General features: G+C 45.5%; 13 protein-coding genes. 7 read left to right on the top strand and 6 right to left on the bottom strand.

Annotated features, from left to right (window positions below; genetic code table 11):
* Nucleotides 1–59 precede the first annotated feature (59 nt).
* The 3 genes from AAHF22_RS12050 (at nt 60) to AAHF22_RS12040 (ending at nt 3398) form a co-directional block, all read left to right on the top strand.
* Nucleotides 60–302, top strand: coding sequence for a hypothetical protein (locus tag AAHF22_RS12050; RefSeq protein ID WP_347325253.1), 243 nt, complete (start codon nt 60–62; stop codon nt 300–302).
* 149 nt (nt 303–451) lie between these two features.
* On the top strand, nt 452–1381 hold the full coding sequence (locus AAHF22_RS12045; protein ID WP_347325252.1) for a stalk domain-containing protein: 930 nt from the start codon (nt 452–454) through the stop codon (nt 1379–1381).
* 604 nt (nt 1382–1985) lie between these two features.
* Nucleotides 1986–3398 (top strand): MATE family efflux transporter, encoded by a 1413-nt coding sequence (locus AAHF22_RS12040; protein ID WP_347325251.1) that lies wholly within the window; start codon nt 1986–1988, stop codon nt 3396–3398.
* 239 nt (nt 3399–3637) lie between these two features.
* Here AAHF22_RS12040 and AAHF22_RS12035 read toward each other — a convergent pair whose 3' ends face one another.
* Nucleotides 3638–4633 carry a hypothetical protein gene (locus tag AAHF22_RS12035; RefSeq protein ID WP_347325250.1) on the bottom strand — a complete coding sequence of 332 codons (996 nt, stop codon included), beginning with the start codon at nt 4631–4633 and terminating at the stop codon, nt 3638–3640.
* Nucleotides 4634–5220: 587 nt separating this feature from the next.
* Complete coding sequence (locus AAHF22_RS12030; RefSeq protein WP_347325249.1) at nt 5221–6165, bottom strand: YxiH-YxzG fusion protein; 945 nt, start codon at nt 6163–6165, stop codon at nt 5221–5223.
* Nucleotides 6166–6553: 388 nt separating this feature from the next.
* On the opposite strand from AAHF22_RS12030, the gene AAHF22_RS12025 reads away from it, so the two are divergent.
* From AAHF22_RS12025 to AAHF22_RS12015, 3 genes are all read left to right on the top strand, one after another.
* Nucleotides 6554–7024, top strand: coding sequence for an ArsR/SmtB family transcription factor (locus tag AAHF22_RS12025; RefSeq protein WP_347325248.1), 471 nt, complete (start codon nt 6554–6556; stop codon nt 7022–7024).
* A gap of 158 nt (nt 7025–7182) precedes the next feature.
* Entirely contained in the window at nt 7183–8478 is a 1296-nt protein-coding gene (locus AAHF22_RS12020; protein ID WP_347325247.1) for an MFS transporter, read from the top strand.
* A gap of 382 nt (nt 8479–8860) precedes the next feature.
* Complete coding sequence (locus AAHF22_RS12015) at nt 8861–9418, top strand: GNAT family N-acetyltransferase (RefSeq protein ID WP_347325246.1); 558 nt, start codon at nt 8861–8863, stop codon at nt 9416–9418.
* A gap of 1291 nt (nt 9419–10709) precedes the next feature.
* Here the strand turns inward: AAHF22_RS12015 and AAHF22_RS12010 are convergent.
* The gene (locus AAHF22_RS12010; protein WP_347325245.1) at nt 10710–11717 is read right to left on the bottom strand and encodes a MerR family transcriptional regulator; all 1008 of its coding nucleotides are present in this window, start codon (nt 11715–11717) and stop codon (nt 10710–10712) included.
* A 201-nt stretch (nt 11718–11918) separates the two neighbouring features.
* Here AAHF22_RS12010 and AAHF22_RS12005 point away from each other — a divergent pair, with 201 nt between their 5' ends.
* A complete protein-coding gene (locus AAHF22_RS12005) occupies nt 11919–12677 on the top strand; it encodes a pentapeptide repeat-containing protein (RefSeq protein ID WP_347325244.1) in 759 nt (252 codons plus the stop codon).
* 153 nt (nt 12678–12830) lie between these two features.
* Here AAHF22_RS12005 and AAHF22_RS12000 read toward each other — a convergent pair whose 3' ends face one another.
* The 3 genes from AAHF22_RS12000 to AAHF22_RS11990 all read right to left on the bottom strand — a co-directional run bounded on the left by AAHF22_RS12000 (nt 12831) and on the right by AAHF22_RS11990 (nt 16344).
* Nucleotides 12831–13286, bottom strand: coding sequence for a DUF4385 domain-containing protein (locus tag AAHF22_RS12000; protein WP_347325243.1), 456 nt, complete (start codon nt 13284–13286; stop codon nt 12831–12833).
* Between the two features lie 324 nt (nt 13287–13610).
* Complete coding sequence (nagE, locus tag AAHF22_RS11995; protein ID WP_347325242.1) at nt 13611–15104, bottom strand: N-acetylglucosamine-specific PTS transporter subunit IIBC; 1494 nt, start codon at nt 15102–15104, stop codon at nt 13611–13613.
* 373 nt (nt 15105–15477) lie between these two features.
* Entirely contained in the window at nt 15478–16344 is an 867-nt protein-coding gene (locus AAHF22_RS11990) for a PRD domain-containing protein (protein ID WP_347325241.1), read from the bottom strand.
* Between the last annotated feature and the right edge of the window lie 255 nt (nt 16345–16599).

Here is a 16599-nt window from a genome sequence, read left to right as displayed (position 1 = left end):
TCATAGCATTTGCTCCTCTATGCACGAAAAACAATAGCCGAAGACAGGAGAGAATAAATATGAAGAAAATCATGCTCCGAGTATTGCTAGTTGTCGCAGTGCTCATGCTCGCTGCGATCGTGACCTGCTTTTATCTGGGGTACTTTATGCAGGCGTATTTCCTTATCTTTATCATTTTGACCGTGTTATTTGCAATGGGCCAGATAGCTAATCTGAACAACAATGTATGGCTACATCGCAATAGTTACGAACGCCGTATCGAAGAGGAAACAGAACGTTACCGCCACGATCGAGAACAATAAGTGAACATCGCTCATCATCTAAAATATTACATTTGTACTATATAATGAGTCGTGGTCCTTCCGCCGATATTAATATCAATATGAATTGCCGCGACCTACTCTTATTCCTGCGCTGACGGCAAATCATCTGGCGAACAGGAGGACGACAAATGAAAAAGACAAAATGGCTGTTTCCCATGATGCTAGCAGGTATAGTGCTCGCTGGCTCCACTGGTGTATATGCGGGCACCAAGTTGGAACAAATACAAGCATTCAAAAATCATGGCATTCGCGTTGAATTAAATGGACAACCCTATACACTATTAAATGCAGAAGGACAGCCGCTCACTCCAATTACGTATGAAGGCAGCACGTATTTACCTATTCGTTCGATTGGGGAAACGATGAATACATCGGTGCTATACGATGCGGTCAACAATAAAGTGCTGATCGGCAAAGCAGGTGCAGCAACGATGCCAGCCGCAACAACCGCAACCCCCAATACCACGACCAAAAATACAGCGGCAAATACAACGCCGAATTCAGCGGCAGCAACGAGCACGAATACGAACTCCAATAGTAGCAATTCCAATAGTTCCAGTAATGCCAGCTCTGCGGCTACGAAGGATACGACGACGACGACAACAACGCCAGCTGCAACAAGCTCGAATACAACGGATACTCAGGGACAACGTGCGCCTGTGACAGCGACACCTGGACCGATCGATACACTGACCGAGCCAACCGCGCCGGTATACAATGTTTCCATAACGACCGGAGTGATTCAAAGTCCATATCTGTCAGCCGATTTCCCGTTTCCAGCAGATGCGGAGCGCGTAAGTCTTGTTGAGCAATTAGCAGGAGGCAAAAAGCAGCTTTCGCTCGTATATCGCACACAGGCTGATTTGCAAACGATAGGGGATGCTTATGTCGCATACTATACAGGCTACAATATGGAATTTGGGGCAAAGCGCGTGTCCAGCTCAGGCCTGAGTATCGTTGGTATCGTTAACGATGCATTTGGTGTGTCGATTCAGGGTAACCCGATGTCGTTGCGACCAGGCTACAATAGCGTATCGGTAATTTTGGCTGAACAATAAAACATGGCTGCAAGATACTTTTTCGTCAAAGATTGATCTGCCAAATTATGAAAATAGGTTCTTAGCTGAAGACATTTGTAAGCGATTGAGCAAGCTTTTATTTTCAAAAATACGAGACTTTTTTCACAATGATTTTCATAATGAAAGTTTATGGGAAATGTATGCAATTATCGCTCCATTATACGAACGAAGGATTGTAGGAGTTCATCGTGTATCGGAATAAGCGAACGTCAACAATCCTTATGATGTAAGGCATTTTGATCTTCTGAGTGTAGAAGATTAGAATGCCTTTTTTGCTATCTGGACTGCTTGTGTAAGCTTGTGGAAAACGCATAGTGTATACCACATTTTTTCTGTAAAAGCGGCATTATACCCGTCTGTAAAATGTTTGAATCGGAAAATTTGAAATTCTTTCAGAAATTTTCAATTTAGGTAGTGCATTTGGAAAATGGATGTGCTAAGATACGTAGAGTTTTAAGAGATGCCCGTCGGAAATGCCCTTTGGCCTTCACACAGCTGAATGAGTTTGTCTGAAGGTTTTTGCAGCGAAGACTGCCATAACGGATTGTAGTAAACAAGAAACAAACAAAAGGAAGGTGACATCATGAGCGCTATGAACCCTGCACAAGGTAAAGCTACTGTTGAAACACAATTTAATCTGTTTAAATTAACCTGGCCGATTTTTCTCGAAGTATTCCTGTTTATGTTAATGGGGATCGTCGATACCTTAATGCTAAGTGACGTATCCGACAACGCTGTTGCAGCGGTAGGTACATCCAACCAGGTTATTTCCATCGCTATACTGATTCTGGAGGTAATCGGCAACGGGGCCGCAATCGTTGTAGCCCAGTATATCGGCTCACGCAAACTATTGGAGGCAAGCCGCATTACCGCACTGGCGATTACACTGAATCTGTCTGTAGGTGTGCTCCTGAGTGGAACCTTCCTGCTGTTTGGTGGACATATCATGGAAGCCATGCATTTACAGGGTGATATTCTGGCACTGGCTGAAAGCTATATCGCTATTGTCGGTGGTGCGATTTTCTTACAAGCACTCATTAACATTTTGGCTGCGGTCATTCGGACATATGGTTTTACGAAAGAAACGATGTTTGTATCGGTATTTATGAACGTACTGCACATCGGCTTGAACTATCTGCTCATCTTCGGTCACTGGGGCTTGCCTCAGCTGGGCGTACAGGGTGCAGCGATCTCGACGATCATTAGCCGTCTTGTCTGTGTATTGATTTTCTTCTGGCTCATGTATCGTGTCATGGAAGTACGCATTATGATTGCTGATTACTTCAGAATGTCGAAAGAATACATTATGAAAATTTTGAAAATCGGTGTCCCTTCCGCTGTAGAACAAATTATGTATCAACTATGCCAGCTCGTATTCGTCTTTTATGTGACTTACCTCGGTAGTGAAGCGATGGCTTCGCGCCAGTATGCGAACAATATCTCGACCTTTATTTATCTGTTCAGCATTGCAATCGGTATGGGGACAGCGATCATCGTCGGTCGTCTCGTTGGTGCGAAACGCAAAGAAGAAGCATATCAGCGCGTATGGAAAAGTGTGAAATGGGCGATGGCAGCAACGCTCGTCATGGATATTATCATTATCCTGCTGCGCGAGCCACTGATCGGTATGTTCACCAGCAATCCCGAAATTATCCGCATGGCTTCGCAGGTGATCCTGCTTAGCTTCCTGCTGGAAACTGGACGAACCTGCAATATCGTCATTATTAACTCCTTGCGTGCATCTGGAGATGCCAAGTTCCCTGTCTATATCGGACTGATCTCTATGGTATGTATGAGCTTACCGCTCGGCTATCTATTCGTATTCAAAATGAACCTCGGTCTCGCCGGCATCTGGCTCGCCATCGCTGCCGACGAGTGGACACGCGCCATCATTATGTATTTCCGCTGGAAGAGCAGAGCATGGGAAAAACACGCCCTTGTCCAGCACGACGAACCAGAGAAACCCGAACAATTGCCTGTTGCCGCTCCGGTATAATGTTGTTGGCATCTATATAAACAATCCCGTTCACCAGATGGTGGACGGGATTATTTGTTTAACGTTTTCTTTTATGAGAAGGTTGAATACCGATCAACACGTTGTCCTAACTCAACCTATAGTCTGCTCTAACTTGCTGCCTATGCAATTCTTTTATGATGCGAGTAGTAAGGAACGGAGTCTGTCCCCTTATTCCTTCCCAGAGTGAATGCTGCCTCGCCACACCAATGTTGCATACATTACAGCCGAATTACACGCCGATAATGCATAAAACTCATACGCTCTGCCCAATCCAGTTCATTTTGATACGGATTCCGATAATAAGTCGCTGCCGGCAAATACCCGAGCATCATGCCAATCCCGCCGCAGATCGCATTACCACCATCGCCGCCTTTATCGATATCCTCGCCATCCGCATTCAACGTCAATTCATATTGATAAGGATCACCGTTAAAATACAACCCAAAACCATTAGGCAAATTCAGATCATACGGACGCTCTTTTTCATTAGGATCATTCCGATTCTCAAAATGATGCAGCTTCATCGTATAGTCAAAATGATTGCCCCACGGAAATAAGGTGCGGCAACCGCCGCCATATACATATTCCCATTCATCCTCGGATAGCAACGTAAAACGACGAGATAAATAATGCTCCTTCCATTCCTGCACATCATCGGTATCGTTGAACAAATATAGCTTAATCTCATCACCGTCACGCTTCAGCAGACACGTCTGATCCACTTCAAGTGTGTTATAGGTTGCCGTTTTAAACTTTTCAATATGTTCCAAAATATCTTCATCTTCTTCTGGATCAAGCTGCTCAGGCGTGTAGGCATCCCAGCCTACAGAATGGGTGCTTCGCTCCACCAACATCGGAGAGATACAAGCTTGTCGTACAGGAGACATTTGCTCCAATAGAACGGAACCGGCTTCTTCAATCCGTATATCCAGTTCGCTTAATCCCGCCTCCAGATCTTCGCGTGTAGCTTGATCCAGCTCTATCGGCCATTGCTCCCAGCCCAGCGTAACCGTATCCCCAGGAACAAATACAAATTCATTGCCCTTATATGTAAATACACCGGTCTCGGTCGTCTGTCCGTAACGGCTGAACGTTTCGAGTCGATCCAATGCAAAGCCTTCTGGTAATCGCGACTGCAATTGCTCTAATACATCTCGTCGTTGTTGTTGGTCCAGCGTCGTCCATATCGGACGGTTGTACTGCTCGTTCATCATGATGTTATGCTCCTTTCGATAATGATGATGCGTAGGGCTAGCATGATTTTTTTGTTTAATACCAATGTGTGTTTAATATCAATGTGTGTTTAGTATCACTTTGTGTGTAATACCACTCTGTTGTTTGATATCCTTTTGTTGTTTGCTATGAACCATGTTTTGATATGGAGTTGTAGTCAAAAAATATGCCGCATGAATGTCTTGCTTAGACGGAATGCCAGTGCTGGTGTGATCTCAGCTTTGTGATAAAACATTGCAAACGTTCTGTTTTAATGCTGATGTGACATGGCTCTTCCAGCCTATTGTAGCTGTATTCCATTGTGTAAAGCAATGACCCTAGCAGAAAATCGACATAAACAGAAGAATTGCTCGATTTAGACTCCATCCCTTGTTAGCAGATGTGTATATAAACGATATCATTAACGTATAACCTTTTCCTATACGACGCTCGCATAATATCACGTATCATATTTATACGTTATTTTCGCCGCAACCCATTTTTGCAACCTATTTTTAGATGATGCTTTCCTAAATGCGAAGGCGCTCCATTTATTGGCTCTATAATGGCTATGATTGCGTTCTGACGTTTATACTAACGCCGATTGAATTTCGTTCAATGTGACGCCATACAATGCCTGTTCTGTGCAGAATAACAGGCGATCCTGTCTCAAATCCTGCCTTGCATGCTGTAATGGTTGTTTGTGCTCGTTTACAAATTCGATCACTCTGCCTTTGTTTAAATGTCCGGGTTTGTGCATGGTTTTGAATCTGAATAGTCCGTGCTTGTTATAGCCGGCATCGAATAAGAAATGTTCGCCATCTGTAATAAATCCCGAAGAACCGGATATACCCGGATGTAAGAACGTGACCTGTGAAGACTCTGTCTGCACACCATTCGTAATATGTCCTAGCTGAAAATCAGAGTAATAGTAAAACCATACGTCCTGCTCATTTACGACATTGAGCGCATAACAGTCATCGATTAAAGCAGCCGTGTTTTTGTAACGAATGTTTCCTTCCGCATCCCAGGCGATCAAGCCGCTGGCACCGATCGGCTCCACCCAACCATAGTTGCCATACACCCCTTCATCAAAATAACTCGTCCAGATTGTTCCAGCGCGGGTTACCTGTACGCTCTCGATGCCATCGCCCAGCAGAAAGTCGCGCATAGGTACACCATCGCGGCTCCATACACGGGCATTACGATCAAATTGATCCTGTCCATAATAAGTAGCGCGCGCACCGACAAGCAGCAGCTGCTCATGTAGCGGCTGTACGTAATGATACAAATATCGCTGATCTGGAATGACAAGCTCTTCGATATACTGCTCTGCCACAACCAGCACTTTGTACGTATAAGACTGCTCCAGTTTGGTTTTTACAAACATGCCTTGCTTTCGCTCCGGTACTTCGTTTATAAGCAGCACGTAGGCAAGACCGTCATGTCCCCACTGAGCGGAGACGAGGGTAAAGCCGTCCATATAGCTGGACAGATCGGCAAATGGTAGTAATTTGATTGTAACGTTAGACATAACGATATCCTCCTTAGCAGTGACCGCATTACAGTCGTTGCTGTTGATACAATCGATTATAGCAACGACATCCTACTGGCAACATGGCACAAGTATAGCGAATGGGGGAAACGGAAAAAATATAGATGTATCAGGTGTATGCTGGATCGATTGTGTTTATTCAAGCACATTAGTGGATATCTCTCAATTCAAGTGCATAACAAGTGCATAAGTAGAAGCAAAATTTCATTTATCGCCTATCCATCGTCCAGCTGTAAGTTGTTCGAATTTTCTTTTGAAAAAAATTCCAAAAAACCGTTGACAATCCCAGCTCCGGCGACATACAATACAATCAAACAACACGGTCAAACAAAACTGACGGTTTTAAAAAAGTAGGAGTGAGTTGCAAATGAAAGATGTTCTGATTATTAATGAGTTAAACCAGCTTCGTGCCGTAAGTGATCCGTTTCGCGTTCAACTGCTGTATCATCTGGGCAGAGAGCCAATGACCGGACAACAACTTGCTGAAAAGATGGATCTGTCCCGTTCCAAAATCCATTATCATCTGCAAGAGCTGGAGAAAAACGGAATTATCGAAGTCGTTCGCCGGGAAGAGAAAAATGGAATTTTGCAAAAGTTCTACAGTCCAGTGGCGAAGGCTATCATTCCGAGTGAAGATTTGCTTAGCTTCAGTGGTGCACCACAGCTAACGAAAAAGGATTATCATTTCGAAGGCAATGCCGAATCGCTCCAACGTTTTCTGGAAGGCATCGATCGTCTGTATGAACAATTGAATGGACAGGGTGGCGATAGTGACGGAGCAAGCTATGAAGTGAAGATTCAATGGGCAGAGCGCAGCACCGCCAAAGTAGCCGATTAAGAAACAGAGGGTACGAGTAGCTAGTCATGCGCGAGAAGGGTCATTTTCCTTCGCCGAATATAAACCTATTACTTGTAAAAAGGGTAGGTTTTTATTTTACCAGAACGGTCAAAAAAATATGACCGAATAATTAAAAGAACACGAAAGGAGAAAATAACATGAGTTCAATATTACGAAACTGGAATTTCACCTTGTTGTTAAGTGGACGTTTTCTAGCCAATATGGGCGACAGCTTCTATGCTATCGCAGCCATGTGGATCGTTTATCAGCTCGGAGGTTCGACACTGTATACGGGATTGGCGTTATTTTTAACTTCACTTCCGGCACTAGCTCAGATCGTGATGGGACCGCTCATCGATCGCTTTCCAGCCAAGCGGCTAATGATCTTTACGCAGATTACACAATCGGTGTTGCTGCTGATCATCCCAACATTGTATGCCTATAGCATGCTAACGATCACCATCGTGCTAGTGCTGATGCCGATCATCTCGCTGCTTAACCAGTTCATTTACCCGACGCAGCTAAGCTTACTGCCCAAGGTACTGCCAAAAGAGCAGCTTACACGCGGGAATTCATTATTTGCCATCGCCTATCAAGGAAGTGATGCAGCTTTCAACTCACTGGCAGGTATCGTGATTGCAATGGTCGGCGCTGTATCAGTGTTCTATCTGAACAGCATGACCTTTGTCCTGACCGCATTGTTATTCACCTTACTGCGCTTGCCACAAGTTCAGAAAGAACAGGCAACTGCTACACAACAAACAGCCGCTATAACGTCCCAGCAAGCAAAGCGCCCCACTTTAAAAAGTGTAATCCGACAATATAACATCGATCTGCGCGAAGGATTGGATGTGCTGAAAAAGCCGATCTTCACACGAATGTTACTCGGTATCATCTTCGTCAATCTGGCAGGGATTTCGATCTACGCTGTACTTCCAGCCTTTGCAGAAAGCTGGGGCGGCGCGCAATACTACGGATTTTTCATGGCTGCTGCGGGTGTAGGCATTATCACTGGCTCGTATGCCGCTTCGCTACTCAAGCTGCATCGCTTCAAAATGGGATTGCTCTACTGCCTGCTCATCTTCATCTGTGGTGTGTGCTGGATGCTCACCGGTGTGGTGCCGGCAGCCTGGATGGCGATTGCTCTGTTCGCAATCGGCTGGATTCCCGCAGGCATGATCAACGTACTGTCGCAGGTTATGATTCAATCGGTTGTACCGCCGCAATTAATCGGCCGCGTGATGGCTGCTGTACTCGGATTATCTGCCGCGATCGCGCCAATTGGAGCGATTCTAGGTGGAGTGCTTGGAGCATGGGCAGGCAATAGCGTGCTGATCATCTCCTGTGGCGTAATCGTCATTCTAAATTCCGCCTACTGGCTGCTAAACAAGCATACCCGTGCTATGCCGCCAGCGAAGGATATGACACCGGCTGTACTCGGAATGGCAGAGTAAACCAGTGCACAGATAAGAGAACATCGACGCAGTAAACACCTAAAACCAACAGTTCTGAAACTAACAGCTAAAGTAAAAGTAAAAGTGAATAGCCAACCCTTATTTTTAGACACTCCGTCCCATTGTCCCATTGCCCATCAATTACCTATAGAACAGACGATATTCGCAGAAGTCTTCTATTAAGCGCATGGGCTGTAACATCATCACACCGGTTATTTTGCAGCGCCCCAGGTCATGGCATCCTTGAATCTGCATCCTGAACATGCCGCAGCGTCTGCTGTCATACAGCTTGAAGAGGTTGAATACAAGCTTCTATAAAATATAGGCTAGGCAGTATTGTGGAATGGATCGATCACTCAAATAAAAAGATGGAGGGGTTATGATGTTGATGAATGTAGAGCAAGGAATCGTTTTGGTGGGCGTAGAGGAAGCGGATAAAGCATTTTTGTTACAGCTTTACAATAGTCCGACGGTAATTATGAATGCACTGGAACCGTCAGAGTATCCGATCTCGGCGAGCAGTATCGATAAAACGGTCAGTTTCTTCCAATCCGGCGATAACAAAATGTTTATCGTTAAGGTCAATGGCGAACGTGCCGGTATGGCGATGTTGTATGAAACGTCGTACATTCATCAGCGCTGCAAATACGGTCTGGTGCTGACACCCGAATATGTCGGTAAAAAGGTCGGTACTTACGTCACCGAACTGATCCTGCAATATTGCTTCAATTACCTAAACCTGCGTAAAATCTCCGGCGAGGTGCATCTGCACAATGAAGGTGCCCTCAAACTTATTCACGCTTTTGGCTTCGAGCAGGAAGGTATTTTACGAGACCATGTGTACCGCGAAGGCGAGCATCGGGATATGTACATGTACAGCATTTTGAAATCCGCCGTCATGTATCCATCGCAGATGAAGCCCTATGCAGTTGCTCGCTGAGAATGTAGGCAGCTATGGCGCAGCATAATCGATATTTCATCAAGGAGGTGAGCGGTATGCAAACACGCGGCGTGATTATTATTGTAACGAAGTAAGGTGTACAGGGTTCGCTTATCAACAATGGAAGGGGGATGTACCTATGAACAACGAGCGCAGCGTGATCATTATCGTAACGAAGTAATTCGTCATCAGGGCATCCATCAACGAAAGGAGGACATATCCATGAACAACGAACGCAGCGTGATCATTATCGTAACGAAGTAATTCGCCATCAGCTATCCACCAGTGAAAGGAGGACATACTCATGAACAACGAGCGCAACGTGATCATCATCGTAACAAAGTAAGCCACCCTATCACCAAGTGGGCAGTCCCTTTTAATCCATTACATACACAATGCTGAGAGGAGGAATGGACATGCATACAAGCTCTATTTTGAACGTCATTATTATCATCACACAAGTTGCATAATAACAGCGATATAACATCTCATTTACTATAGCTGCCTAAAGGAGGGATCACGATGCAGACACATTCCAATCGGACTGTCATTATCATCATTACGTAATCAACCTGGACTCTACATCCATATGAGATCATTTGAAGGGAGGACCTACCATGCAACAAGCACCAGCACGCGGCGTGATTATCATCGTAACGAAGTAAGCATCTCCATCGATCATTCTACGATTCTACTATGAAAGGAGAGCCTATCCATGAACAACGAACGTAACGTGATTATTATTATTAAGTAAGCAATCAATGCAAGCTCCACCCCTTATCCGCTCCCAAACGGAAGCTTATTCATTCATAGACAGGAGGAACAACGATGCAAATGGTTTCCAATCACGGCGTCATCATTATCATCACCTAATGGTCTATACCCGGTATCCATTCCTAACAGAAAGGAGCGATCCCCATGCACAAAGCACCGGCACACGGCGTTATTATCATCGTAACCAAGTAATCGCTTCATATCGCGATCATCCCGTGAGAGGAGGAGCCACCTATGAACAACGAGCGTAGCGTAATTATCATTATTAAGTAAACGGCCATTGTAGCCATACACGCTAGACTACTTATTGCCAAAGGAGGCAAGCATATGTCCAAACACATGGATCGTGGTGTCATCATTATCATTAAATAAATGCGGTACCTTTATCCTCATATCAACTCCGCAATATGGCTTTCCTCAACATCATCAATATAACGATAAACACAATCATAGGCCGCTTTTTCGGATTTCTTCCCTGACATCACGATCAATCCGAAAAAGCGGTCTTTTTCTGCGTTCATCTGGATGACGACGGACGAATCGGAACCGCCAGCAACGTGAACACGCCAGCATAAGGCGAGGTACGCTGTAGCATATAATCGTGTTGCTCCAGCCAATTTTGCAATACAATGATAGGAGAAGATACACTAGCGCTCGCTTCATCCGGCATGATATCACTAATACATATTCGTCCATGTGGCTTTAATACGCGCCGAATCTCTGTCAGTGCTAGCGGTAATTCCGGTTCAGCAAGATAACGAAAAGCAAAGCTGGACACAACAAAATCAAAGCTCCGATCATCATACGGAATCGACAGCAGATTGCCGACACGCACATCCAGGGCAGGAAATTTGCTCCGACATTGTTTGAGCATTTCACGAGATTGGTCGATGCCTGCCATATGTGCACCTTGTGCCAGTAGCTTTCCAGCCAAATTGCCTGTGCCCGTCCCAAGATCCAGCCCGCGTTCGCCCTGTGCAGCACGCACGCTGGTAGCAGTATGCGTCAGCACTTCATTATAGCCTGGATAAGCAGCCCGATCGGTATGTACCTGCTGATCATGTTCGCTCGCTCGCTGATCAAAATTCCAGTGATCTCGCCAATGCTGCCGTAGCTCACGCAGCTGTCTAGCCTGCTGAGCCAGTTCAAAAAATTCCTGTAATGGCAATTCCTGCTCTTTTTGTAGCAGCTCCAACATTTGCGATGTCGTCTCCGCCATTCTACGCATCTCCAGCCACTGTCCGGCAAGCAGTGCTTGCTGTAGCTCCAAATAATAACGCAGCCGCTCCCGATCTGTTACGGTATGCTGCGCTGACTCCGATTCCAGCACCTCACGAATATCTTTTACCGTCATACCTGCTTCACGTAAGGCGATAATCGTCTGCAATCGCCAGACGTCTTCGTCGCTAAATACTCGATAGCGGTTATCTTCACGCTCCACACCAGGCAGCAAGCCATTTTGCTCATAAAAGCGGATCGTACGCGCCGATATGCCCAGCTTGCGCGCCAGTTCGTTGATTTTCATCCTATCACCTGCTTGTGAATGTTATATGTTATAGATAGATCCTATTTGTTGATCATATTGTAGGTTGGAGTGAACATTGTAAAAGCCTTGCTCTAAATATAGAGGATGTAGCGAAGTAATGACACCATTTGGCATACTATAGATAGAAGTAAGCAGTATATGTATATGCGATAAAAATCCAGAAAGGATGCGATCTATTTGATGAGAAAGCTTGAATCCTATATCGCAGTCGATAACGAACCATTTCAGGAGATCGTAAGGTATGAGAACGAATCGATACATAGCGCCACGATAGCAAACTCGAATGTAGGCTCGCCTATATTTTTTGGCTGTACGCTCAAGCAAATGGTTTTTGATACCTGTGATCTGAATAATGCGAGATTTTTTGCCGATTGTACGATCGATACATGCACATTTGTCCGCTGCGATCTGCGTGCGGTAGGCATTGGAGAAGATGAAGCTGTGTTTGTAAATTGCGAATTTATCTCTTGTGATATGAGGGGAATGACGATTGAACATGCAACGTTTATTGATTGTGTATTCAGTAAATGTAAGTTGAGTAATCGTGTGCTGCAAGTTTCCCATCTGGTGAACTGTACGTTCGCCGGAAAGCTGATCGATATTACATTTGAGGGAAAGGGTCGATCCAAGCTGCAAGCTGATTTTGAAAACTGTATTCTGGACGGTGTGGAATTTCGCGGCTGCGATTTGACGCAATCCGTGCCACCGAAACTGAAAAATCATGTGTATGTCGATGATCTAGCTCCACGTATACAACAAGCGTTACTGCATATTCCGCAAGACGATGAGTTGTCTGGTAATGAGCAAAAAAGACTGTTGCGTTATGTACAGAAGCTGGAAGGTGTAGAGCAATATATATTCAATACGGCGTATATGAAGAAAATCTATGGAGATTGGTTTGTGCGGAAGTTTGTTCAGTATGTAGAGCTGGATATGTAACGCTGACAGTCAAAATAGACATGTATGTGCTGGCTCCTATCTACCATTTTTAAACGCTACTTTGATTGTCATTGTCGTGCATCTGTTATCGTATATCATTAAAATTTGATATAGGGAACAAAATACAGCCTGTGTATTAGCCCGAAAAAAGCATCAGCCGCCGTAACGCTGCTGATGCTCTTTTTTCATCCGTATATAATCGGCATCTGCCTTCGCTTCATCCCATTTCACTTTGAAAATGCGCGCCGATTCTGCCTTAATCGGATCGCTGGTGTAGGGCAGGATATTGCCGTCTTCGTCGTATTTGCGCCCGCCTTTATGGTTCGTATAGCGACGCGCACGCGTATAGCCCATTTGCAGGAATTTACGGGCCATGTCCATGCCGACGAAGTCGTTCTGTTGCTTATACTCCAGAAACATCGCATAGATTTTCTCGGAAGATTCCGTAGCGATCTCCGGTGTTTTGAAACGCCAGTGAGGTAGAATTTCACCTTTGTACGGTTCTACCATGAGCACGCCCTGTTCACCTTTACCGACACGATACAGTTCGGGGTGCTCACGTAGATTCAAGTTGGGATAATCGAGATCGTAATCGAATTTGTCGGGCATAGCATTCACCTCGGTTGGTCTGTTTCCAGTCATTTACCCGTTTATCGATCGATGTATTCGTTTGCAAGTTTGTTCATTTTGTTCATAGGGTAAAAGGGCATGCTGAAATCGACAGTCGGATGGTCGTCAGTTTCATTCAGCTCTATTTTCATAAAAAAGCATCGCCAGCAGCGAGACGATCACTGCGAGCGATGCTATAGGGTTGAGGAGTACCTTTTTTTATAAACAGATGCACGATTTGCGATGCTTTTATTTTAACTCGTCATCTGTGTATTCGAGCGTGGAATAGATAGAGCCTACTGGCCTATATCCTATGCCCCTCGATTACTTCTCGATGATATCTTTAATCTCATCCTTGAGTGCTTCGGATTGTGTACCGAAAATAACCTGTACAGCGCCGTGACCGAGTCGCATAATGCCTGCTGCACCCAGTTTACGCAGCTCCGCATCTTCGACCTGACGATCATCTTTTACGACGAGACGAAGACGGGTAATACATGCGTCGATGCTATCGATATTGTGTGCGCCGCCGAGATGATTTAGCACTTTTGCAGCTTTGCTGTCTTCCGTTTCACCGGATGCTGAAATGGCAGCTTTGGGTTGAGCGGATGCTGTACCTGTAGCTGGAACAGCGGTTACCGCCAGATCATCGTCCTCACGTCCTGGTGTTTTAAGATTGAATTTGACGATCAGGAAGCGGAACAATACATAGTATAGGACAAAGAATCCCAGACCGACCGGAATCATAAGCAGCGGATTCGTTGCAAGTTTCATGTTGACGAGGTAGTCGATCAAACCTGCCGAGAAACCGAAGCCGAGTTTTATATCCAGCATATACATGATCAGACCGGACAGACCGGTTAGTAAGGCATGCACAACATACAGCAGTGGTGCGGTGAACATAAATGCAAATTCCAACGGCTCGGTAATACCGGTCAGGAATGAAGCGATGGCTGCACTGATGAAGATGGCTGCTACAGCTTTACGTTTTTCCGGACGTGCCGTATGGATGAAGGCAAGTGCTGCACCTGGCAAAGCGAACATCATAATTGGGAAGAAGCCAGACATGAACATGCCTGCTGTTTTGTCGCCAGCGAAGAAACGAGTCAAGTCACCATGCACAACTTTACCGGCAGCATCGGTATAATCGCCGATCTGGAACCAGGCGATCGAGTTCAATACATGGTGCAGACCGATCGGTACGAGCAGACGGTTTGCTACACCGAATATAAAAGCACCCAGACCACCCAAACTGACAACCCACATTCCAAAAGCAGAGATTACATCTTGAATTGGACTCCAGATCATACCGATCAATGTAGCAAGTACGATAGTCGTCGCAGCCGTAATCATCGGTACAAAACGTTTACCGGAAAAGAAGCCCAGCCAGTCAGGCATTTTAATATTATGGAAACGATTGTACATATACGCGGACCACAGACCGACGAGAATACCGCCCAGCACACCCATGTTGAGCTTCACATCATCTGGTATGTAGCCCATCATGCCCGGAATAATACCGAGAATTGCAGTTAAAATCATATAACTAAGCACAGCCGACAGCGCGGCAACAGCATCGCGTGCCATCCCGATCGCAATACCGACGGCAAAAATTAGGGCGAGATTGCCAAAAATCGCACCAGCACCGGCAGTCAATAGTGGAGTAATATAGTGATTCATAAAGCCGCCCACCGTAGAGCCGAGCGGAATATCTGTCTCATAGTTGAGCAAGCCAATCCCTTGCAAAATAGCTGCGGCAGGCAATGTAGCGACTGGAAGCATCAACGAGCGACCGATCTTTTGCAAAAATTGAAGCATGAGCATAATCCCCCTGTCAGTCATAGGGACGGCGCAAATACAGCAGTTCCGCTATGACTATCCTATTTGTAAATCCATAAATGATGAAATAATACACTGAAAAGCACAAGAAATTGAAAAATATTTTCATGGCGGAATATAGTACATCGCTCATTCATCCGCTAATCTCACGCTTATCTTGATCACACAATGGTGGATACAAATAAGGACGTATGATTAGCGGATGAATGGCAGCCGATCCGTCGTAACTCCGGTGGTGAAGCGCGATCTATCGTTTACCGTTTGAATTTGAGAGTACGTAGCGTTCTTCGCAGCGATGGAGGGCACAACACGATGGTATAAAGTCAAAGAATGTACAGGCACCTATTCGAATTTAACTGTCCTTGTTGTATGTGCGAAATAGCCGATACAGATGCATAGCCAGAAAACAAACTTCATCCTCCGGTACAGTTAGCTTCAGCTCCTGTTCGATCACTTTCTTCATGCGCGATGCGAGCGCGTATTCTGTGGCATACTGATCGCGAATTTGCTGGATGAGCGGATTGTCCACGAGTGAGCCGTGAACGATTCGCTCCAATGCAAAGCGCAAATGGATCATCAGACGTACCTGATTCATACTACCCTGCCGGAACGTCATATGATGCTCCTGCTCGATCATCTGTTGCAGCTTGCCCAGCAGCGATGACATTTTTACCAGTTGCCCCAGCGGAACATGGGTGACCGCAGAATGGATATGATACGTGAGGAAGCCGGCTTCATCTTCCGGAATATCCAAATGGAACGCCTCGCAGATCATTTGCAGCGCATCCAGAGCTACCTCATACTCCTGCGGAAAGCACAGCTGGGTTTCCTGCAAAAATGGATTCATAATCTCAATCTCATGACGCATCCGGTACACGGTGAATTGGATATGGCTTGGCAGAGCCAGATAAATTTTGTCGTTCAACCGTTCTGGAAAGGTCTGTTCGATCCGCTGGATGATGCGATCCGATACATCCATAACAGGGGCATCCATATCCTCAAAAAAGGTTGGATGGTTCATTAGCTGTTCCCGGTCTTCGAGTCGAAACCGCTTTTCGATTCGTTCATCCGCTGTGTCCAGTTGTTGCAAGTTTTTGGCAGCAAAACCTAATCCTTTGCCAAGCAACACATATTCAACACCGGTCGCCTCTGAGGAGGCCATGACGATGTTGTTGCCGATGATGCGATCTACACGCAACAATCGATGGTCTATACTCATTCCGATATCACCTCTTGCTTGCAGAATAACACGGTCAGGCGCTGACGAAAAGCAAGAATGATGCTTCAGCCGTCCAGTTTGCAATTTATACCTGACATGCCATCCATCCAAGCCCAGAAACGCCAAAAAGAGCCAAGACAAGGGAGACACATCAGTACCCTGACCGGGTTCTGGTATCGTCCGTTGCTTGGCTCATGCCCATTACTGGTAACACGCCGATGTACGGTCGTTGTATTTAATTTGTTTGCGGTTTCA

Origin of the sequence: Paenibacillus wenxiniae, from assembly GCF_039822605.1 — a bacterium.
Lineage (GTDB): Bacteria > Bacillota > Bacilli > Paenibacillales > Paenibacillaceae > Saccharibacillus > Saccharibacillus wenxiniae.
This window is presented reverse-complemented; position numbering and strand designations above follow the sequence as displayed.

Excerpts from the sequence above, each read along its gene's own strand:
- AAHF22_RS11990 (WP_347325241.1), bottom strand. The coding sequence starts at position 16,344 with ATGAGTATAGACCATCGATTGTTGCGTGTAGATCGCATCATCGGCAAC.
- nagE (WP_347325242.1), bottom strand. The coding sequence starts at position 15,104 with ATGCTTCAATTTTTGCAAAAGATCGGTCGCTCGTTGATGCTTCCAGTC.
- AAHF22_RS12035 (WP_347325250.1), bottom strand. The coding sequence starts at position 4,633 with ATGATGAACGAGCAGTACAACCGTCCGATATGGACGACGCTGGACCAA.
- AAHF22_RS12015 (WP_347325246.1), top strand. The coding sequence starts at position 8,861 with ATGTTGATGAATGTAGAGCAAGGAATCGTTTTGGTGGGCGTAGAGGAA.
- AAHF22_RS12025 (WP_347325248.1), top strand. The coding sequence starts at position 6,554 with ATGAAAGATGTTCTGATTATTAATGAGTTAAACCAGCTTCGTGCCGTA.
- AAHF22_RS12000 (WP_347325243.1), bottom strand. The coding sequence starts at position 13,286 with ATGCCCGACAAATTCGATTACGATCTCGATTATCCCAACTTGAATCTA.
- AAHF22_RS12040 (WP_347325251.1), top strand. The coding sequence starts at position 1,986 with ATGAGCGCTATGAACCCTGCACAAGGTAAAGCTACTGTTGAAACACAA.
- AAHF22_RS12050 (WP_347325253.1), top strand. The coding sequence starts at position 60 with ATGAAGAAAATCATGCTCCGAGTATTGCTAGTTGTCGCAGTGCTCATG.
- AAHF22_RS12045 (WP_347325252.1), top strand. The coding sequence starts at position 452 with ATGAAAAAGACAAAATGGCTGTTTCCCATGATGCTAGCAGGTATAGTG.
- AAHF22_RS12010 (WP_347325245.1), bottom strand. The coding sequence starts at position 11,717 with ATGAAAATCAACGAACTGGCGCGCAAGCTGGGCATATCGGCGCGTACG.
- AAHF22_RS12030 (WP_347325249.1), bottom strand. The coding sequence starts at position 6,165 with ATGTCTAACGTTACAATCAAATTACTACCATTTGCCGATCTGTCCAGC.
- AAHF22_RS12020 (WP_347325247.1), top strand. The coding sequence starts at position 7,183 with ATGAGTTCAATATTACGAAACTGGAATTTCACCTTGTTGTTAAGTGGA.
- AAHF22_RS12005 (WP_347325244.1), top strand. The coding sequence starts at position 11,919 with ATGAGAAAGCTTGAATCCTATATCGCAGTCGATAACGAACCATTTCAG.